Below are 21,950 nucleotides of genomic sequence, written 5' to 3' on the forward strand. Positions count from 1 at the left end.
GCGGAGCCGGGCCGGCAAGCCGTTAAGAAACGCCGCAAGATTCCCTTTATGATTTCGGCCTATTCGTCTGCGGATGCGTAGTTCGAGTTTGAGTAAAATTGTAGCGGTTGGCGTGCTGCTGGCTTTGCCGGCCTGCGCGACGCCGCCCAACCATATCAACAATGTCTGCGCCGTCTTCGACCAGAACGACGGCTGGTTCGACAACTGGCAGTCGGCCGCCGAGCGCGCCTCGCAGAAATACGGCGTCCCCGTCCCCGTGCTGATGGCGACGGTGCGCAAGGAATCCGGTTTCAAGAGCAATGCCAGGCCGCCGCGTACCAAACTGCTCGGCTTCATTCCGTGGAAACATGTCTCGTCGGCCACCGGTTTCTCGCAGGCGCTCGACGGCACCTGGTCGCAATATCAGAGCGAGACCGGCAGCTGGGCGGCGCGGCGGACCAAATTTGCCGATGCCATCGATTTCGTCGGCTGGTATCATTCCAAGACATCAGACACGTTCGGCGTCGCCCGCAACGACACCTACAATCTCTATCTCGCCTACTATCTCGGCTGGACCGCCTACGGCCGCGGTAACCGTGGCGATGCCGGCGTGCAGGGCTATGCCAGGGCGACCGAAAAGATGGCCCGCGACTATGCCGAACAGCTGCAGCAATGCGGCAGCTGACGTTGCCAAGCGGTCTTGCAGCCACGCAGTTTGCGATCGAAGCGGAACTCAGCCATTCATTCGCTTGGGATCAGGTGGAGGATCGACCTCCCTCCCTTTACCGCTGCCGTCGACAGCTTTCGGTCAAACGTCGCCAATTGGCCGTCACGCGCCTTGGCGAGTCCCAACAGATAGCTATCCGTTACCTGTGCCGGGGTGAGGATCCTGGCTGCATCGATGTCGTTGGAACCGACAAGGCTGATCTCGTCAGGCCAGAACTGATGTCCTGAAAGGGCATGCAGCTTGCCGACAATCTGCGCCACCACGGCGGGAGAACCCGGAGAATTGGGGTATTTCGGGTTGCTTACAATCCTGATGACGCCATTCTCGGTAATGGGACATGTTGCCCATGATAAATGCCCGGTGGATTGGAACCACCGATGGGCATCTTCATGCGCAACGTGAGCTGGATCGATCAACGCAATCAACACATTGACGTCGAGCAGGAAGGTCACGGCAATTCGTCGCGAAGCGCATTGACCATTTCGAGATCGACCATCGGGCCGTCGGGCCGCGATGCAAGCAAGGGGATGCCGTTGCGTTCACCGCCGGTCGGTGGCCTGCGCAGTGAGCGGCGAGCCAGATCGGAAATGACATCGCCAACGCTGCGATCCTGCTGTCGCGCCATGGCCTTGGCCACAAGTAGGACATCGTCATCGATTGCAAGTGTGGTTCTCACAATATGCTCCCTACGGCGCATCAAACATCACGCATCACATAAAGCAATGGACAGCAATATTCAAGCGAACGTAGCTGTCGTTCCTTGAGCTATGGCGACGCTGCGGCAATGCGCCAACGAGCGGCATTGCCTCTATGGCTGGTCAGCTCGGCTTCTTGCCATGCGGGCGCTTCGGCGGTTCGCCGGCGAAACCGGGGCCGATCCCATCCGGTGCGTCTTCCGGCACGCCCTCATGCGCTGCGTGTTCCCTGTCGAACTTGATCACCGGCTCCATCGTCGCCAGCACATCGTCCGACAGCCAGCACAGGCTCATATGGCCATCGCCGAGATGCTTCACCGGCGGCACCTTGGTCTCGCACAGATTGTCCGGCACCAGCCTCTTGTAGCCGCAGCGCGTCTGGAACGGGCACCCGCTCGGCGGGTTCATCGCCGACGGGATATCGCCTTCGAGCACGATGTGCCGTTTGACCACGCTGGTGTCGGCGATCGGGATAGCCGACAGCAGCGCCTCTGTGTAGGGGTGATAGGGTGGCGCGAAGATCTGGTCGGTCGTACCCTGCTCGACGATGTAGCCGAGATACATGACGACGACCCGGTCGGCGATGTAGCGCACGACGGACAGATCGTGACTGATGAACAGCATCGTCGTCTTGTTCTTGCGCTGGATGTCCATCAGCAGCTCGGTCACCGCCGCCTGCACCGAGACGTCGAGTGCCGACACCGGCTCGTCGGCCACCACCACCTTGGCATCGCCGGCAAAGGCACGCGCCACGCCGATGCGCTGCTTCTGGCCGCCTGAGAGCTGACGCGGCTTGCGCGTCTCGAAGGCCCGCGGCAGCTTCACCAGGTCAAGCAGCTCCAGCATGCGCTTGCGCCGCTCCGCGACATTGTTGCCGACTTTGAATTTTTCCAGCGTGCGGATGATCTGCGAACCGACGGAGTGGCTGGGATTGAGCGTATCGAACGGGTTCTGGAACACCATCTGGATCGATGACACCGTTTCGACGCTGCGCTTCTCGATGCCGGTCGACTGGATCTCCTTGTTGCCCAGCGTCACTGTGCCGGCACTTGCCGTCTCCAGCCCGAGCAGGACCTTGGCCAGCGTCGACTTTCCGCAGCCGGACTCGCCGACGATGGCGACGGTCTCGGATTCGCGGGCCATAAACGAGATCGTCTCATTGGCCTTGACGACGCGGCCTTCGCTGGAGCCGAACACTTCGCTGCCGCCGACCTTGTAGTATTTTCTCAAATCCTCGATCTTGAGCACCGGCGCGCCGGGCACAACCTTCTCATTGACCTTCTTGGCGCCGGGAGGCAGCGCTTCCCAGTCGATCTCGTTGAAGCGCACGCAGCGCGAGAAATGCCCTTCGTGACCGGCGACCTCGATCATCGGGATTTCGGCGGCATTGCAGAGGCCCTCAACGAAATGGTGGCAGCGCGGGCCGAAATTGCAGCCCTTGGGCCGCTCATGCGGCAGCGGCAACTGGCCGGGGATAGAGATCAGGGGCCGCGAATTCTTGTCGGCGCCCGGCAGCGGAATCGAGCGGAACAGCCCTTGCGTATAGGGGTGACGCATCCGGTCGAACACGTCCTTGATCTTGCCGGTCTCGACCGCTTCGCCCGAATACATCACCGTGATGCGGTCGCAGGTCTCGAGGATGAGGCCCAGATTGTGCGACACGAAGATCATCGACGTGCCGAACTTCTCGCCCAGCCCCTTGACCAGTTCGACGATGCCGGCCTCCACCGTCACGTCGAGCGCCGTCGTCGGTTCATCGAGCAGAAGCAGCGCCGGCTTCGACAGCAGCGCCATGGCAATGACGATGCGCTGCTGCTGGCCGCCGGACAGCTGGTGCGGATAGGAACGCATCATGCGTTCGGGATCGGGCAATCTCACCGAGCGCACCATTTCGAGCGCCCTTTTGTAAGCCTCTTCCTTCGACACCTTGTCGTGGATCAGCGGCACTTCCATCAATTGCTGGCCGACCTTCATCGCCGGATTGAGGCTCGCCATCGGCTCCTGGTAGATCATGGCGATCTTGTTGCCGCGGATGGAGCGCAACTCCTCGTCGGACAGCTCGCCCATGTCCTTGCCCTGGAACTTGATCTTGCCGCCGACAATCTTTCCGATGTTGGAGAGGTCGCGCATGATGCCGAGCGACACGGTCGACTTGCCGCAGCCGGACTCGCCGACGATGCCCATGGCTTCGCCCGGCATCACCGTGCAGGAAAAGTCCATGACGGCGGGGATCTCGCCCTTGCGGGTGAAGAAGGAGATCGACAGGTTCTCGATCTCGATGATCGGCCCATTGGTCGACTTTGGGGGATTTCGAACTGCCTCATTCATGGGTCGCTCCAATCCTATTTTCATGCTCGCGGGCCGAAACCCGCAGATCAGTCTTTCATCGATTGTTCGCGCAGCGAGTCGGCAAGCAGGTTCAAGCCCAGCACGAACGACATCAGCGCGATCGTCGGCGGCAGCGCCGGGTGGATGAAGGAGCGCAGCAGGCGGCTGGCGTCCTTGATTGCGGTGCCCCAGTCCGGGCTCTCCGGCGCCAGACCCAGCCCGAAATAGCCGAGCGTGCCGAGCAGGATCGTGGTGTAGCCGATGCGCAGGCAGGCATCGACGATCAGCGGCCCGCGCGCATTGGGCAGGATCTCCCACAGCATGATGTACCAGGGCGATTCACCGCGCGTCTGCGCCGCCGCCACATAGTCGCGCGTCTTGATGTCCATCACCAGGCCGCGCACGATGCGGAATACGCCGGGGCTGGAGGCGAACACCACCGCCACGAAGATGTTGAGCTGGTTGGGATCGATGTGGATAATCTTGAACGGATCGGCATCGAAGACCAGGCCGGCATAGACCCAGCCGCCGATGATCAGCGTCAGCCCGAGCAATATATAGAGCCGGTCCGGCCGGTTCTTGTAGCGGGTCCAGAACAGCACCGAAAAGAAGATGATCGGGAACAGGAAGAACAGCCCGGCCATGGCGTATGGGATCGGCGTATCCATGATGCCCGGCGTCACCAGCAGGTAAAACAGCAGGATCACCGGGAAGGCCAGCACCAGATTGGCCAGGAAGGACAGTACAGTGTCGATCCGGCCGCCATAGTAGCCGGCGGGCAGACCGAGCGTAATGCCGACCATCAGCGCGAAACCCGTCGCCGCCGGTGCGATGATCAGCACGATCTGGCTGCCATAAACCATGCGCGAAAAGACATCGCGGGCGAGCTTGTCGCCGCCGAAATAGTAGATGAGTTTCGATACCGGCTCGAGCGCGCCCGGCAGCGCATCCTTCATGATCGGGACCTGGGCGAGCGGATCGAAGGGCGCGACGGTCGACGCGAAGATTGCCGTGAACAGCCAGAACAGGCAGATGCCGACACCGACTATGCCGACGCCGCTATCGAACAACTGGCCGTAGAGGCCGAGCCTTTTCTTGTAGGTGAAGCTCACCCCCATCACCAGGGCAAGCCCTAACCAGACTGGCCAGAAACGCCCAATCACGCCGAGCACGACATTGAAGGCACCGATATATTCGACCTGCATCTGCCCCAGCCCCCTATTGAACTCTGATACGCGGATTGAGGAACGCGTAGCCGACATCCGAAATGAGCTGCGTGATCAGCACGATGAACACCGAGACCAGTGAACAGCCAAGCAGCAGATCGATGTCGTTGTTGCCGGCGGCCTCGACCAGCGTGTAGCCAAAGCCCTGGTAGCGGAACATCACCTCGACGATGACGACGCCGGTAAGCAGCCAGGGAAATTGCAGCATGATGACGGTGAAGGGCGCAATCAGCGCATTGCGCAGCGCGTGCTTGACGACGACGCTGCCGAAGGAAAGCCCTTTCAGCCGGGCGGTGCGGATATATTGCTGCGTCATCACCTCGACCATCGAGGCGCGTGTCATGCGGGCGATGTAGCCGATGCCGTAGATCGCCAGCGTCATCACCGGCAGGGTGAAATTGTAGAAGGTGATGCCCTGGCTTGCCGAGGCGGCCGAACCGTTCAGCCAGCCGAGCCAGGAGGCGAAGATGACGGTGAAGATGACGCCGGACACATATTCGGGCGTCGCCGTCGACGCGATCGATGCGACGGACAGCGTTCGGTCCGTTCGCGAGCCCTCGCGCATGCCGGCCAGGATGCCAATCAGCAGCGAAATTGGCACCATCACCAACAGCACGCAGAGCATCAGGATACCGGTGGCGGCGAGTGCGGGGAAGAGCTTTGACGCAACGGAGGTTTTGAACTTGGTCGAGCAGCCGAAATCACCTTCCAGGATGCCGGAGAATTTCGGCTCCAGCGGATCGTTGCAGAAGGAGAAACGCTGCGTCGGCTTGCCGGTCGCCGGATCGGTCACCGGTTGCTTCGGGACGACGCCCAGCCATTGCCCGTAGCGCACGAAGAAGTTCTGCCGGTAGCCATGGTTGACCAGCCAGCTTTCGAGCTGTTCGGCCGATGTGTGCATTTCGGTCTGGCTGATCGCCAGCTTCTTCAAATTAGGCTCGAGGTTGATCAGGAAGAAGACGATCATCGTCAGGCACAGCATCGTCAATGCCATGGTGCCGAGACGCCGGATTACGAAAGAAAGCATGGCGGTCCCCTGCCGGTCTGGTTGGGGTTGGAGCCAGTTCGAAAAACCAGCTTTGCCGTTGCCGGCAGAGTTGGCCGTCAAATCGGCACTCGGATGCAATCAACCCAGTTTTATTGAACGGTCTTTCAGGAGAGTCCGCAACTTTTTGCTGCGGCGGCTTCCGGTTCTGGGCCATGCGAGGCGTGACGGGAAGGAGCGAAGCGCCCCTTCCCTGACGTTCCAATCACGCCTGGTCGAGCCAGACCTTGCCGTAGTCGCGCTCGAAGGTCGGATGCATCTTGTAATTCTGCACCGCCTTGACCGAGTGGCTGTAGAGCTTGCGCCAGTATGGCTGGATCATGATGCCGGAATCCTGCAGGATCTGCTCGATGTCCTTCATCATTTCCTTGCGCTTGGCCGCATCGGCGACAGCCAATGCTGCATTGAGCTTGGCATCCCATTCGGGGTTGGAATAGGCCGACTCGTTCCACGCCTCGCCAGTGCGATAGCCGATCGCCAGAACCTGAACGCCGAGCGGGCGCATGTTCCAGTTGGTCATCGACAGCGGGTACTTGGTCCAGTCGTTCCAGAACGTCGAGCCCGGCAGCACCGTGCGCTTTACCTTGAGGCCGGCGTCGCGCATCTGCGCGGCGATGGCGTCGCCGGTATTCTTGTGCCAGTCTTCGTCGACCGTGATCAGCTCATGCTCGAAGTCGGCCTGGCCGGCTTCCGCCATCAGCGCCTTGGCCTTGGCCGGATCGCGAGCGACTTTGGGCAGCTCGTAATATTCCGGGTGGATTTGGCAGACATGGTGGTTTTCAGCCACCGTGCCGGCATTTCCGTAGCCAAGCTGCAGAACGACATTGTTGTCGACCGCCAACTGCAGCGCGTTGCGCACCTTCTGATCGCCGTAAGGCTTGTTGTTGATGTTGGTGCGGCACACGATGGTCGAGGCGGTGACGATTTCGGACTTGACCAGGTCCAGTCCGTCGAGGATCGACACATAGTCGGCCGAGGTCTCGAAATTGGTATGGACTTCGCCCGCCTCGAAGGCACTGACCATGGCTGCCGGATCGGTGCCGTAGTCGACGAATTCGATGCCGTCGAGGAACACCTCGCCGTCCCACCACTTGTTGTCCTCGCGGCGCTTGTAGACCACCTTCTGGCCGACATCGTAGGAGACGAGCTCGAACGGACCGGTACCGATCGGGCAGGCTTTGAAGTCGCCGCCCTTCTCGTCGAAGCTCTTGTGGACGATGAGACCGGGATAATCGCACATGTTCGGAATGAGCGCGATGTCGGCCTTGCCGAGCTTCAGCTTGACGGTGTGGTCGTCAACCTTGGTCACGGCGCTTTCGTCGAGTTTGTCGTCCTTGACCAGCGTGCCGAGACGGCCAGGCATGGAATTGCCCTCGGCCTTCTTGTCGGCCCAGCGCTTGAGATTGAAGATGACGTCATCGGCGGTGAAGGCATCGCCATTCGACCAGGTCACACCCTTGCGCACATGCAGCGTGTACTCGGTGGCGTCGTCGTTGACCTCCCAGCTCTCCAGAAGGTACGGGCGGAACGTGTATTCGCTGGTGTACTTGACCAGCGGCTCAAGCGCCTGACGCTCGGCATTGGCGATTTCCGACCAGTCGGCCTTGCGCGGATCCTTGGGATCCTTGACCCATTGCGCGACTTTAAGGATGCCGCCCTTCTTGCCCTGCACCTCTTCGGCCCTGGCTTGGGTCGGCACGGCTACGCCGAGCATGCCGTAGGCCATCGCAGTCGACGCGCCGAACACGCTGGCCATGGCGAGGAACTCGCGGCGATCGACTTTGCCTGCCTTGGCTTCTTCGGCCATGGCCAGGATGTGATCGGGAACGCGATCGCCATTACTCTTGTAATTTGTCATACCTTAACTCCCATTGTTGGCTTTCCGCCTTTTAACATTCCGCATCCCTGCCGTGATGTCAAAGACGGCATGGCTACGGAACCTGTTAGGGAATGTGCAACTTTGAAAAGGGAGCGGTTCGCGTGATAACGACAGACTTGGCGCAAAAGTGCTAGCGCGCCCAGATTCCGCCGGAATCTGCTTAGGCGAGTAACTGATACATTTGGGCGGGTTGAGACAGCGCCAGTTCCGGCGGCGGTAAGGGCCAGGAACTCAATATTCCTTTTCGTAGAAGATGCCGCCCTTGGCCTCGCCGCCATCGTTGGCCTCGCCGCGCAGCTTGACGCCGCGTCCCACATTGAGGTCGATCGTCGCCTTGCCCGATCCTGGCCTGTCGCCTTTCTGGATCGTCACATAGGTGCGGTCATTGAGGTACTTGCCCGCCGACACGGCGGTGCCGCCCTGGTCATCGGTGGTCACATCCAGGTCATCGACGCCGATTGCACTGCGCAGGTTTTCGAGCAGCGAGGTCGAGCCGCCGACGCCGGCCAGTTGGCCGGCGGCCTCGGCCAGCTGCGCGATCTGAAGCGGCGACAGGTTCGACATAGAGCGGCCGAAAATCAGCTGCGCCAGCACCTCGTCCTCGGGCAGCGCCGGCACCGAGGAGAAGTCGAATTTCGGATTGGTGGCTTCGCCCGAGACGACGATGGTGACGGTGGCGCTGGTCGTGGTCGATGTCGCGGTCAAGTTGAGGTAGGGCACCAGCGAGCCCGAAAAGCCGACCGTGCCTTCGGTAAAGGTCAGCCGCTTGCCGAGGATCGACAGCCGCCCACGCTGCAAGGTGAAGGTGCCGACCGCCTGCGGCGAAGCCGCCGGGCCGGTCAACCTCAGCGAACCGCCGAACTCGGCATCGACGCCCCTGCCCTGGATGAAGATCTGGTTCGGCGCATTGACCGTGACGTCGAGGACAAGCCCACTGCCGCCACCACCGCTGGCCGCCGCCGGTCGCAAGGCCTTGTCCTGCGCCCGCACGGAGGCGGGCGCGTTCTTGTGCTTGACACCGAGCGCTGCCAGCGAGCCCGGCAGCTTATCGGGAACGGTGATGACGGTCTTGGCCAGATTGACGGTGCCCGAAATCACCGGCGCCGAGGTGAGCGGCCCCTTGATGGTCAGGTCGCCGCCGAGATTGGCTGTCACCACCCTGCCGTCGGTATAGCGGCCGTCAACCAGCTTGATAGACAAATCGGCTGGGAAACCTTGCGCCGGATTGATGCCGAGGGTGCCGGAGGCCGACAGGCTGCCGCGTGTCGACAGCGTGCCGGTCAGCCGGTTGATCCGGGCAACGCCGTTGCCGATCGAAATGTCGGCGGCAATGTCGTTGACGGCAAGGCCGGAGCGCGCGTCGACCAGGCGGGCGCCCGACGTGCTGACCGTGCCGCCGATCACCGGCGACGCCGCCGGGCCGCGCATCTGGATATTGACGTTGGCGGTGCCGCTGAGCGACAGGCCTTGCGCCGCAAGCTTGGCGGCCAGGAAGGAAAATGGCACCTTGCCGTTGAAGTCGAGCACCAGCGCTGGTGTGCCGGCCGTCGTCACCGTACCGCCGCCCTTGAGGCCAAGCCCGGCGCCGTCGCTGATGTCGGCGTTGAAGGTGAGCTTCTTGCCGGCAAATGTTCCCGACGAAGAGATATTCATGCCGCCAAGACCGGCGCTGCGCGTCTGCGAGGTCTGCACCCCGCCGGCATCGATATCGAAGGCGACAGCCGGATTGCCCAACGCGCCCGTCACCTTCACAGTCCCTGAAATCGAACCGGCGGCCTGGAGGCCCGGCGAAAAACTGTTGGCCAGCGAAGCCGGCACCTTCGACAGCGCGGCACTGATGTCGAGTGCCTGCCCGACCTTGCCGGTCACCGTCGCCGTGCCGCCACCGAGATTGAGCACCAGCTTGTCCAGCGTCGTTGTGCCGTTGGCGATGCTGACGGTCGAGGCCTGGGCGATGGCCGCCTTGATGCCCTGCACCGTGGCCTGGCCGGAAGCGAGTTCGATGGTGGTGGTGCCGCCAGCCACCTTTATCCTGCCCGCAGCCTTCGCCGGAATGCCCTTGACGGTGGCGCCGCCGGAAAACCCGGTCCAGTCGCCGTCGCGCTTCAAATCGACATCGATGCCGCTGATGGCGGTGCCGCCGGAAATGACGCTGTCGGCGCGAATTTTGCCCGAGATGACCGGCGCGGCGAGATAGTTGGCGACCAGCGCATCGATCGACACCGTCTTCGCCTGCAGGTCGCCGCGCGTAATCGAAGCGGTCGCAGCCTTGACGGCGACGTTCGGGCCATCCGCGGTCTTTGAGAAGGCGATGGTGCCGCGCACGTCGCCTTCGGCCTTTTCCAGCGCCAGCGCCGCCAGGGGCCCGATATCCGGCAGGTCGAGCGCGATGGTGCCGACCGGCACGAAAGCCTCGTCGAGCGCAAGGTCGCCGGAAATCTTGTTCTTGCCGAGCGACAGCAGCAGGCCGTTGATGGCGCTCTTGCCGTCCGCCGTCGCCAGCACCGCGCTGCCTTGCAGCGCCTGCCCAGCAACATTGCCGGTCAGTTGCACATTGGCCGCCGGATCGGCGGCATCGGCCTTGCCGGTGGCGGTCAGCTTCAACCCGGTGATTTCGCGTTCCGCCACGAGAAGCCGGTCGCTGCTGACCGTCAGCGACAGATCCGGGGCCAGGCTGGGCCCCTGCGCGTTGAGTGCAAAGCTGATCGCGCCTTTGGCATCTTTCGACAACAGCGAGATGTCGGCCAGTGCACCCTTGATATTTGCGCTAAGCTTGTTGTCGGCGAGGCTGGCCTGACCGTCCGCGGTCAGTGCGCCCGACGCCAGTCTGACCGGATTGGCGCTGACATTGCCATTGGCATCCCGCTTCAGCGTGGCGCTGAGCTGCGTGCGCTCTGCCAGCACGCTGCGCGCCGCCGCCGGCAACGCCGCCGACAGCACGTCGGCGTTGAGGTTGAGGTCGATTGCTCCATCGGCAAAGCCGACACGGCCATTGAAGGCGCTGCCCAGCGCATCGCCCTGCACCGAGCCGCTGTCGATGGTGATCGCATCGGCCGCCAGGCTGCCCGCGACCTTGGCGGTGACTTTGCCGGCGATCAGCGGTGCGATGGTCGGATTGTCCAGACCTATCTTGTCCGCCGTCACCGTGCCCGAGATCGGACCGGTGCGGCTTCTCACATCGAACGCGTCGGAATGCAGCGCCAGCGCGATGCCTTCGACCTTGGTGAAATTCGTCGCCAGCGACGGCAACACCGCCGAGATATCGAGCTTGGCTTGCGCAGCCTGCCCCGCCGCCTTCACGGACAGCGCCTGCAGTTCGAGCTTGATCGGGCCTTCCACGCCGCCGAGCGTCACCGGCAGGCTTGGCCCCGACGAGGTCAGGTCGAGCGCGAAGTCGCTGGCGCCGTTCGGGTTGAGGGTGCCGGCCGCCTTGCCGGAGATTTTCTCACCCGACAGCGTCGCCTGATCCAGCACGACGCCGCCGGCCGTCGAATAGCTGCCGGCCGCATCGACATCGAGCGGTCCGAGCCCGGCCTGACGGGTCTGGCTGGTCTCGGCGCCGGCCAGTTTTGCATTAAAGCGAATGTCGGGATTTGCCGACGGCCCGGTGATTTGCGCCGTGCCGTCGAGCGTGCCCGCGGCATCGAGGCCGGGCGAAAAGCCATTGGCAAGCGCAGCCGGCAGCGCCGAGAAGGTCGCCGCCAGATCGAGCGTCTGGCCCGCCGTGCCCGACAGCGTCACCGAGCCGCCGCCGAGATCGACTACCAGCCTTTGAATGTTGGTTATGCCATCGGCAATGGTCAGGCTCGACGGCTCGGCGATCGCCACCTTGATGCCGCGCACCGTCGCCTCGCCGGACGCGATCTCGACGCTGGTCGCGCCGCCGGCAATCTTCGCCCGCCCGGCAGCTGTCGCCGGAATGCCTGATATGGTTGCGCCGCCGGTGAAATTCGTCCAGTCGCCGTCACGCTTGAGGTCGACGCCGATGCCACTGACGACGGTCGTTCCCGAGGTCACGCTCTCGGCCTTGATCGTGCCGGAGATCGCAGGGCTGTTGAGATAGTTGGCGATCAGTGCGCTGACGGTGACTGCCTTGGCTGCCACATCACCGCGCGCGATCGACACGCTGGCTGCATTGATGGTGACGGTGGGAGCCTCGCCGTCTTTGGCGAACACCACGGTGCCGCCGATATCGCCGGCCGCCGTCTGCCCGGCCAGCGACGCCAGCGGCGCGATATCGGGCGCGGAGATCGTCAGCGTCCCCAGCGGCAGGAATTTTTCATCGAGCGTGAGGTCGCCCGACACCTTGTTGTCGCCCAGCGCTACGCTGAGCCCCTTGATGGAGCGCTTGCCATCGCTCGTCACCAGCGCCGCCTTGATGGCGAGCGGCTGTTCGTCGACCGCGCCGGTCAGCGAGATATCTGCGGCCGGGCTCACAATGTCGGCCTTGCCCGATGCGGTCAGCTTGATCTCCTTGACCGTGCGGCCGGAGGCCGTCAGGCTGGCACTGTCGGCCGAAACCGAGAAATCCGGTGCGTTGCGCGCGCCGCTTGCCGTCAGCGCGAAATCGACCCCGCCGGCGACCGGCACGCCGACCAGCGAAGACAGCACCGAGACGTCGCCGAGCTTGCCCTTGATGTCGGCCTGGATATCGCTGCCTTGCGCGCTGGCGGTGCCGCTGGCGCTCAGCGAACCGGAAGTGAGTTCGATCGAGTTGGCGGCGAAAGAGCCCTGCGGATCGCGCGTCGCGGCCGCCGAGAATTTGACCCGTTCGCCAAGCAGCGAACTGATCTGCGGCGGCAGCGCCGTCGACACAGCATCGGCATTCATCTTGAGCGTCATGGCGAGGTCGGCCAGCGCCACCTTGGCCGTCAGCCCGGCATTGAGCGCATCGCTGCGCAGCATACCCTCATCGAGCGATATCTCATCCTTGCTGATCGAGCCGGAAAGAGAGGCCGTCAGCTTGCCGGTGACCAGCGGGGCCAGTGTCGCGACGTCGGTCTTCAGCCCGGCCGCCGCCAGCGACACGCTGACCGGGCCGCTGCGGTTCTCGATGTCGAAACCGTCGGAATGGATCCGCGCATCGAGATTGTTCACCTGAGAACCGCCCGCAACCACCGAGACCAGTGAAGCGCTGGCGTAAATCATCGGCGCCTTGCCGTCACCGAAGGCGCGCGCGGTCACTTTGTTGATGGCCACCATGATCGGCTGCGCCTGGGTACCGACATTGACCGTGACCGGCTTGGCTTTGGCCACGAGTTCGACCGAAAGGTCGCTGGCGCCCTTGGGGTCGACCATGCCGGCAGCGGTCCCATGAACTGCGTCGCTCTCGATCGCAGCGCGCTCGATGTCGACGCCGCCGGCTGCGGTCGCGGTGCCGGCGAGGTCGAAACTGGTCTTGCCGGCAAACAGCGACTTGAACTGTTGCGGCAGGAACCCTTCGAACGAACCGTCGCCCTTGGCCTCGATCCGGTTGCCCTTGTCGGTCAGCTGGTGCCGGCCGGTGAGCTGGGTAACGATCTGCCCATCGACCATGAAGGTGCCGACGCCGCTCCAGTTGGCCAGCGGCCCGGTGCCCGAGACAACGATGTTGACCGGCGCCGCGCCGGGTAGCTTGAGCAGGTTGGCGATGATGCCGCCGGCCGGCTCGGAAGCCTTGAGATCGAGGTCGAGCCTGTTCTCATCCGGCGCGAAGTGGATGTTGGCGTCGACATTGCCTTGCTTGCCGTCATGGCGGGTAACGTTGAGCACCGTCTGGATCGCCAGCGGCGACGCATCGACCTTGGCCGATCCCTTGGCCGCAAGTTCGGCAATACCGCTGCCGGCAAGTTGCTGGCCAAGCGCGATCTCCGGCAAATCGATCGCTCTGATATCAAGCGAAACCGGCAGGCCGCCCGACCCGCTCTGGCTCGGCTCGGTGCTCGCCACAGGCAGCCGTGCCAGTTCTATCCGTTCGGCCGCTATGCGGTCGGCGCTGAAAATCTTCGACAGCAGCGCCAGCGGCGACCAGTCGACGGCCACCTTGCGGGCCACCAGCCACGCGCCCTCGCGGTCTTCCAGCACGACATGGTCGACCGTCAGCGCTCCGGACCAGATACCGTTAATGCCGCTGACCGTGACTTTGCTGTCCCCTGACGAGGCCATGTCAGAGATGATGCCGGCGAGATTTTCGCGGCCGCGCTCGGTCTTGGTCAGCACGACCAGCGCGCCGATGCCCGCCGCCGCCACGATCAGCAGCGTGTAGAAAAACAGGCGAAGGATGCGTTTCAAAATCTTCATCGTCAGAACGCCTGTCCGATCCCGGCATAGATGCCGAAACGCGGGTCGCCACGGTCGCGGTTGAGCGGCACGGCGGCGTCGATGCGCAGCGGCCCGAACGGCGTGATGTAGCGCAGGCCAACGCCCGCGCCGACCTTCACGTCGGAAAAGTCCGGCGTCGCTGTGGTCGAGACAGTGCCGGCGTCGACGAACGGCACGATGCCGATCGTGTCGGTCAGCGCAATGCGCATTTCGACCGATGTTTCGAAGAAGGAAAGCCCGCCGATCGGCTGATTGTCGATGTCCTTCGGTCCGATGCCCTGATAGGCATAGCCCCGCACCGAGCCGCCACCGCCGGAATAGAAGCGCCTGTCGGCTGGAACGTTCTGAAGGCCGGTGCCGACGATCGAACCCAGCGCGACGCGTTCGGCAAGCACGAATTTCGAGGCCGTGTCGAGCGACTGATAGGCCGACCCCTCGCCCCTGAGCTTGAGGAAGGCGGCGCCGCTCAGAATGTCATAGCTCGGTTCGGCATAGGCCAGAACCCTGAAGCCGCTGGTCGGATTGAGCCGGTTGTCCCTGTTGTCATAGACATATTGCAGCGGAATGCTGGCGATCAGGTATTTGTGCTTGCCGAAGGCGTCGGTGATCCTGGAATAGTCGAGCGCGATTTCAGCCGAAACCGTCTGCTTCTTGTCGATCTCATAGGACAGGCCGGTGCTGCCCTTGACCGAGAAATGGTCGTAGGCATCGGGATGTTCGAGGACGGTCTTGACGCTGGCGATGAATTTCGAAGCCGGCCCGATCACGCCCGGCTTCTCGAACATGATGCCGGCATTGTAGTTGAGCTCGCTGAGATCGTTGCTGCCGATGCCGCTGATCTTGCCCTCGATGCGCAGCTTTTCGGCCCGGCCGAACAGATTTCGGTGGCCCCAATAGCCTTCCAGGCCTAGCCCTTCGGTGTTGGAGAAAGTGCCGCCGACGCCGAAATAGCGCGGTTTGCGCTCGCTGACCTGAACGCCGATCGGAATGTTGCCGTCGGCGTCGAGACTGTCGGCTTCCTTCAGCGTCACGCTGTTGAACACTTCGAGCCTCAGCAGCCGGTCGCGGGCATCGTCGATCTCGTCAGGCGAATATTGCCGGCCGCGTTTCAGCCCGGTCATATATTCGGTGAACTCGCGATCGACCTGCTCGGTGCCGTCGACGGTGGTGTCGCCATAGCCGGCAACCGGCCCGGCGGCCACCGTCAGCGTCACGTCTAGCGTCGAGGTGGTGTGCTCGGCCACGACCTGCCTGTCGGTGATCCGGGCCAGCGGCCGGCCCTCCTGCTTCAGCGCCCGCACGATCAGCGCCTCGGCCTTGAGCACGGCGCCCGAGCCGGCATCGCCGCCGGCTATCAGGCCGAAATCGGCGCTCGCCAGCCCGGCGGCATCGCCCTCCAGCCGAATATTGCCGAGCGTGAATTTGGGCCCGCTCGAGATGCTGATCACCACCGGGATCGGCTGCGGACCCGTAAATTCGGCATCGGGCGGCAAATCGTCGAGCACCTTGCCCTGGATGGTGATGGTGACGACGCCTTCATAACGGGCGTCGGCATAAAGCGCGGCGACCAGCTGTTCGCGGTCGCTACGCGCCTTTGCCAAAAGGCCGAGCGAGCCGGAAACCGGGCGGTCCTCGTCGGATTTCAGCGACGAGGCGTTTTCGAGCTTCTTGACCAGGTCCTTGTCGGCATCGGGCGCTTCGATGGTCACCGCATAGCGCAGCGGGTCGACGATATCGGCGTCCTCGTCATTCGAAGAGCCCCACAATTTGATGCCGAAGAGCTCGAAGGCGGCCGCCGACCCCGATTCGGCAACGAGCACGCTCGAGCACGCCAACGCCACAATCAGCGCACGCGAAAGCGTGCGCCGTGGCGCACTTACCTTCGACATCTGCGCTTCATACGCCGGCATCAGGACAACCTAGGTTACAAAACTAAAATTGGAATGAAGTTTTGAAGCGCTCGTAAAGGGGCCACAATCCAATTGTCTGAAATAGGCAGGGCTTGGAATTCACACCTTCTGCGTTTTCGCAAGAAAGCGTGATCCCTTTCCCGTGGATGAACTATCGGCATACCGGTCATTGGCCGGTTTGGGAACCGTTGGTGGGCGGAAACCTGCCCGTCCTCGTGTTGACAAGCTTGACTGAAGCTTGAACATGCCGCGGACGTAGCAGTGTCTGGAGGGTGTTATGGCGATGCGCGCGGCGGCTCGTGGTCTGTCGATCTTGATTCTTCTCATTTTCGCCTGGGGGTCTGTAGCGCAAGCGGCCGAAGCCCGCCGGGTGGTGACCTCAAATAATTCCGACTATTTCGGCTTCGATCTCAGATCGGACCAGAATGTCAGCCTCGATCAGTGCAAGACGACATGCCTCGGCGACCCCGCCTGCCGCGCCTTTACTTACAACAACAAGGCCAAATGGTGCTTCCTAAAGTCCGACTATAACCAGTTGAAACCCTTCAGCGGCGCGGTCGCGGGCAAGGTCGTCAATGTCGATGGCGACCCCGATATCGGCGCCCCGCCGGAACTCGCCTTCTTCCCCAACTGGATGGCCGACCAGGCCCAGCAATACCGCAACAAGCTGACCGATCCGGCCTATGACAAGCCGACCGACGGGCTGGAATCACTCCGCGCCGCCGCCGAACAGGCTGCACTGACCGGCGACCATGGGCAGGCCATGAACAAATACGAGGCCGCGGTCTCGGTCCTGCCTGACGACGGTCAGCTTTGGCTCGGTCTGGCGCGTGAAACGCTTGCCATACAGCCGGCCAGCGGCACCTCCGAATCCTACAATCTGCCGGTCAAAGGCACCTCCGCCGCCATCAACGCCTACAAGTTGCTGCGCACCACCAAGACCCGCGCCGAAGTGCTGGCGCTGCTCGGCAACGGCCTCGACCGCCGCGATCTCTACCGTCCGGCCCTGCAGGCTTATGAAGCCAGCCTCGCGCTGGTCAGTTCGCCGGCGGTCAAGGCCGAATATGAGGATCTCAAGGCCCGCAAGGGCTTCCGCGTCATCGATCACTCGATCGACGCCGACACCAGCGCGCCGCGCATTTGCGCGCAGTTTTCCGAGGAGCTGGTCAAGACCGGCGTCGACTACGCCCAGTTCGTCACCGTCGACAACCAGCCGCCCAAGGGCGTCGAGGCCAAGGACAAGCAGATCTGCGTCGAAGGCCTGGAGCACGGCCAACATTACGAAGTGACCTTCCGCGCCGGTTTGCCGGCCGCCATTGGCGAGGTCACCGCCGCTCCGGTCGTGCTGTCGATCTATGTGCAGGACCGCGCGCCGTCCGCCCGCTTCACCGGCGACAGCTTCGTGCTGCCCGCCGGCGCCCGCCGTGGCATCCCCATCGTCACCGTCAACATGAACACCGCGCAGATGAAGCTCTACCGTATCGGCGATCGTTCGCTGGCGCAGCTTCTGTCCGGCTATCAGTTCCTGAAGCAGCTCGACGGCTATGATATCTCCAGCATTTCCGACCAGATGGGTGAGCCGGTCTGGCAGGGGCAGCTGGATATCGCCAACGATCTCAACAAGGACGTCACGACTTCGTTCCCGGTCGACGAAGCCTTGCCGCAGCGCAAGCCCGGCGTCTACGTGCTGACCGCGCAAGCGGTAAATGAAAATGACGAGGACAATTACAATTCGCTTGCCACGCAGTGGTTCGTCGTCTCCGACATCGGCCTGTCGACCTATACCGGCCAGGATGGCCTCAATGTCTTCGCCCGCTCGCTCGGAACCGCCAAGCCGATCGCCGGCGCCGAACTGACGCTGCTGGCCAGGAACAATGAAATCCTCGGCACAGCCACGTCGGACGCCGAAGGCCATGCTGTCTTCAACCCCGGCCTGACGCGCGGCGACGGCGGCATGGTGCCGGCCGTTCTGATGGCCAAGCAGGGCGACAACGATTTCGTCTTCCTCGACATGGGCCGCGCCGGCTTCGATCTGTCCGATCGCGGCGTCGCCGGACGCGCCGCACCGGGCGCGCTCGATGTCTATGCCTGGACCGAACGCGGCATCTACCGCGCCGGCGAGGATGTGCATGTCGCAGCCCTTGCCCGCGACGGCGCCTCCAAAGCGGTGGAAAACCTGCCGCTGACCTTCATCTTCACCCGTCCCGACGGCGTCGAGAACCGCCGCATCGTCGCCGATGGCGTCTCGGCCGGCGGCTATGCCGTCGACCTGCCGCTGGAAGCCAACGCCATGCGCGGCACCTGGACGGTGTCGATCTATACCGATCCCAAGCAGGCGGCCGTTTCCAGCCAGATGTTCCTGGTCGAAGACTTCGTGCCGGATCGCATCGAGTTCGACATGAAGTCCGACAAGCAGGAGATCGCACAGGGCGAAACCGCCAACATCGACATTGACGGCCGCTTCCTCTATGGCGCGCCGGCCGCCGGCCTCGCGCTCGAAGGCGAGCTGACGCTGTCGACGGCGCGCGACTGGGACCGTTTCGCCGGCTATTCGTTCGGCCTTGCCGACGAGCAGTCGGCCGAGCCTTCGGTCACCCCGTTCACCGGTCTGCCGGTGGTCGGCGACGACGGCAAGGCGACCTTCCCGGTCACGGTCGACCAATTGCCCGCGACCACCAAGCTGGTCGACGCCAAGGTCACGGTTCGCATGCGCGAAACCGGCGGCCGCGCCATCGAGCGCTCGCTCAACATCGGCATCCGCCCGCAAGGCCACATGATCGGCATTCGTCCGGATTTCGCCGACAATGAGGTGCCGCAGGGCGGCACCGCCAAATTCAGCCTCATCGCGGTCGACCCCGACGGCAAGCGCGAGACGCTGAAGGGCGCGCAGTGGTCGCTGGTCAAGGTCGAACGCAATTACCAGTGGTATCGCAACAACAACTCGTGGAACTACGAACCGGTCACCTTCACCAAGTCGATCGCCAACGGCCAGGTCGATCTCAGCGCCGATGCCGAGGCGACCGTGACGATGCCGGTCGACTGGGGCCAGTACCGGCTCGAGATCGAGACTACCGACCCCGAGGGACCGGCGACCAGCTATGAGTTCGACGCCGGCTGGTATGTCTCCTCGACCTCCACCGAAACGCCTGACGGGCTCGAGATCGCTCTCGACAAGGACAGCTATGCCGTCGGCGACGTGGCCAAGCTGAAAGTGTCGCCGCATTTTGCCGGCGAACTGCTGGTCACCATCGGCGCCGACAAGCTGCTCAAGACCGTCACGGCAACCGTGCCGGCCGGCGGCAGCACTGTCGAGATCCCGGTCGGTGACGACTGGGGCGCCGGCGCCTACATCACCGCAACCCTGTTCCGGCCCGGCGATGCGCAGGAAACCCGCATGCCGGCGCGCGCCATCGGCGTAAAATGGCTGACGGTCGACCCAGGCTCGAAAAAGCTCGCCGTCACCCTGACGCCGCCGGACAAGACGATGCCGCGCCAGCAGCTGTCGATCCCGGTTTCGGTCGCCGGCGTAGCACCGGGCAGCAATGCCTATGTCACGGTCGCTGCCGTCGATGTCGGCATTTTGAACCTCACCAACTACAAGGCGCCGGATCCGGAGGGCTGGTATTTCGGCCAGCGCATGCTCGGGCTTGAAGTCCGCGACATCTATGGCCGTCTCATCGACGGCTCGCTCGGCACCACCGGCAAGCTCAGGACCGGCGGCGACGGCGCCTCGATGCAGCCGCAAGGCAGTCCGCCGACCGAAAAGCTGGTCGCCTTCTTCTCCGGCCCGGTCCAGCTCGACGCCGACGGCAAGGCAAGGATCGACTTCGACATCCCGCAGTTCAACGGCACCGTGCGCGTCATGGCCGTCGCCTGGACCAAGGAGGCCGTCGGCCATGCCACGACCGATGTCATCGTGCGCGATCCGGTGGTGATCACCGCCGGCCTGCCCCGCTTCCTGGCGCCTGGAGATGCAGCTATCATGCGGCTCGACGTCGCCGACACCGACGGTCCGGAGGGCGACTATGCCCTGTCGATCGCCACGACCGGCGACCTCTCGACCGGCGACAAGCCCTTGCCCGAAAAGCTGACGCTGGCCAAGGGCAAGCGCCAGACGCTGACCGTGCCGCTGATTGCACAGACGGCGGGCAATGCCTCGATCACCATCAAGCTCGCCCATGGCGACGGCACCGCCGTCGAGCAGACGCTGTATGTTCCGGTGCGTCCGGCGCAATTGCCGGTCACCACCCGTCTGGTCGTCGACCTCAAGGGCAATGGCGGCTCGCTGCGCGTCGACAAGGAGCTGCTCGCGGCAAGCCTGCTCGACGGCGCCTCGATCAGCGTCGGCGTTTCGCAGGCTGCGGCCTTCGACGTGCCGTCACTGCTGATGACGCTCGACCGCTACCCCTATGGTTGCGCCGAGCAGACCACCAGCCGCGCCATGCCGCTTCTCTACGTCAACGATCTGGCGTCCGGCGTTGGCATGCAAAGCGATCCCGAACTGCACGGCCGCGTGCAGGCCGCCATCTACAAGGTGCTGAGCTACCAGGCTTCGGCCGGCAGCTTCGGCCTGTGGGGTCCGGGCTCCGGCGATCTGTGGCTCGACTCTTACGTCACCGACTTCCTGACCCGGGCGCGCGAGCAGAACTACGACGTGCCGGCCCTGGCGATGAGCCAGGCGCTGAGCAATCTGCAAAACTCGGTCGGTTACGACCAGGACGTCCAGGATCGCGGCAGCGAAATCGCCTACGCGCTCTATGTTCTGGCCCGCAACAAGAAGGCCTCGGTCGGCGATCTGCGCTACTACGCCGACACCAAGCTCGAAGCCTTCTCGAGCCCGATGGCCGTCGCCCAGTTGGCGGCGAGCCTGGCGCTCTACGGCGACGCGCAGCGTTCGGAAGCAACCTTCCAGACGGCGCTGCAGCTGGCCAAGTCGACCACCGAATACGACTACTACCGGTCCGACTATGGCTCGCGGCTGCGTGATGGCGCCGCGATCCTGGCGCTCGCCGCCGAATCGAAGCCGGTGCCGACCATCGTGCCGGAGCTGATCCGGCTGGTGGCAAGGGAACGCGCCGATGCCCGCTGGACCAGCACGCAGGACGAGTCCTGGATGCTTCTGGCGGCCCGCGCGTTGAAGTCGGGCAACGACTCGATCACGCTCTCGGTCAACGGCGCGCCGCATGCCGGTGGGTATTCCAACCACCTCAGCGGCACCGACATTGCCGACAGCCCGCTGACCATCGCCAACACCGGCGCCACGCCGCTGCAGGCGGTCGTCACCACGGTCGCCTCGCCGGTAGAACCCTTGCCGGCCGGCGGCGACGGCTTCACCATCGACCGCACCTACTACAAGCTCGATGGCACCGAAGCCAACGTCACCGAGGCGACGCAGAACGAACGCTACGTGGTCGTGCTCAAGGTTTACGAGCAGAACCGCTGGCCTTCGCGCCTGCTGATCACCGACCTGTTGCCGGCCGGCTTCGAGATCGACAATCCGGGCCTTGTTTCCAGCGCCCAGCTGTCGAACTTCACCTGGCTGGCGCAAACCGACGCCGCCCATCTCGAATTCCGCGACGACCGTTTCGTCGCGGCATTCAATCCCAATGACGGCGATGGCGACCGCAACATCATGCTGGCCTATGTCGTGCGTGCGGTGACGCCGGGCACCTACGCCCATCCGGCGGCCACGGTGGAGGACATGTACCGGCCGCAATATTCGGCCCGCACCGCCACCGGTATGATGGAGATCAAGGCGCCGTAAGGCGCCTTGATTGACGTAGCGATGGCGCTGCCCCTCATCCGCCTGCCGGCACCTTGTCCCCGTATAGTGACGGGGAGAAGGGCGCTGTGGCGTTCGC

General features: G+C 63.6%; 10 protein-coding genes. 2 read left to right on the forward strand and 8 right to left on the reverse strand.

Annotated features, from left to right (window positions below; genetic code table 11):
• The first annotated feature begins 73 nt into the window (after positions 1–73).
• Positions 74–664 (forward strand): transglycosylase SLT domain-containing protein, encoded by a 591-nt coding sequence (locus tag AC3CCE_RS23340; RefSeq protein ID WP_352513515.1) that lies wholly within the window; start codon positions 74–76, stop codon positions 662–664.
• Positions 665–720: 56 nt separating this feature from the next.
• Here AC3CCE_RS23340 and AC3CCE_RS23345 read toward each other — a convergent pair whose 3' ends face one another.
• The 8 genes from AC3CCE_RS23345 to AC3CCE_RS23380 form a co-directional block, all read right to left on the reverse strand.
• Positions 721–1,158 (reverse strand): TA system VapC family ribonuclease toxin, encoded by a 438-nt coding sequence (locus tag AC3CCE_RS23345; protein WP_023682204.1) that lies wholly within the window; start codon positions 1,156–1,158, stop codon positions 721–723.
• Positions 1,155–1,382: a CopG family transcriptional regulator gene (locus tag AC3CCE_RS23350; protein ID WP_352513514.1), complete on the reverse strand. Its 228-nt coding sequence runs from the start codon at positions 1,380–1,382 to the stop codon at positions 1,155–1,157. Before AC3CCE_RS23350 ends, AC3CCE_RS23345 begins: the two co-directional genes overlap by 4 nt.
• A gap of 142 nt (positions 1,383–1,524) precedes the next feature.
• A complete protein-coding gene (locus AC3CCE_RS23355) occupies positions 1,525–3,729 on the reverse strand; it encodes a dipeptide ABC transporter ATP-binding protein (protein ID WP_352513513.1) in 2,205 nt (734 codons plus the stop codon).
• A 47-nt stretch (positions 3,730–3,776) separates the two neighbouring features.
• On the reverse strand, positions 3,777–4,934 hold the full coding sequence (locus AC3CCE_RS23360) for an ABC transporter permease (RefSeq protein WP_023690814.1): 1,158 nt from the start codon (positions 4,932–4,934) through the stop codon (positions 3,777–3,779).
• A 13-nt stretch (positions 4,935–4,947) separates the two neighbouring features.
• Positions 4,948–5,982: an ABC transporter permease gene (locus tag AC3CCE_RS23365; RefSeq protein ID WP_023668188.1), complete on the reverse strand. Its 1,035-nt coding sequence runs from the start codon at positions 5,980–5,982 to the stop codon at positions 4,948–4,950.
• Between the two features lie 223 nt (positions 5,983–6,205).
• A complete protein-coding gene (locus AC3CCE_RS23370) occupies positions 6,206–7,858 on the reverse strand; it encodes an ABC transporter substrate-binding protein (protein ID WP_023668187.1) in 1,653 nt (550 codons plus the stop codon).
• 252 nt (positions 7,859–8,110) lie between these two features.
• The gene (locus AC3CCE_RS23375; protein WP_352627148.1) at positions 8,111–14,158 is read right to left on the reverse strand and encodes a translocation/assembly module TamB domain-containing protein; all 6,048 of its coding nucleotides are present in this window, start codon (positions 14,156–14,158) and stop codon (positions 8,111–8,113) included.
• A 2-nt stretch (positions 14,159–14,160) separates the two neighbouring features.
• Positions 14,161–16,089 (reverse strand): autotransporter assembly complex protein TamA, encoded by a 1,929-nt coding sequence (locus AC3CCE_RS23380; protein WP_352627146.1) that lies wholly within the window; start codon positions 16,087–16,089, stop codon positions 14,161–14,163.
• A gap of 277 nt (positions 16,090–16,366) precedes the next feature.
• On the opposite strand from AC3CCE_RS23380, the gene AC3CCE_RS23385 reads away from it, so the two are divergent.
• Complete coding sequence (locus tag AC3CCE_RS23385) at positions 16,367–21,853, forward strand: alpha-2-macroglobulin family protein (protein ID WP_352627144.1); 5,487 nt, start codon at positions 16,367–16,369, stop codon at positions 21,851–21,853.
• Positions 21,854–21,950: the final 97 nt, after the last annotated feature.

This window comes from Mesorhizobium sp. P160187, assembly GCF_057766425.1.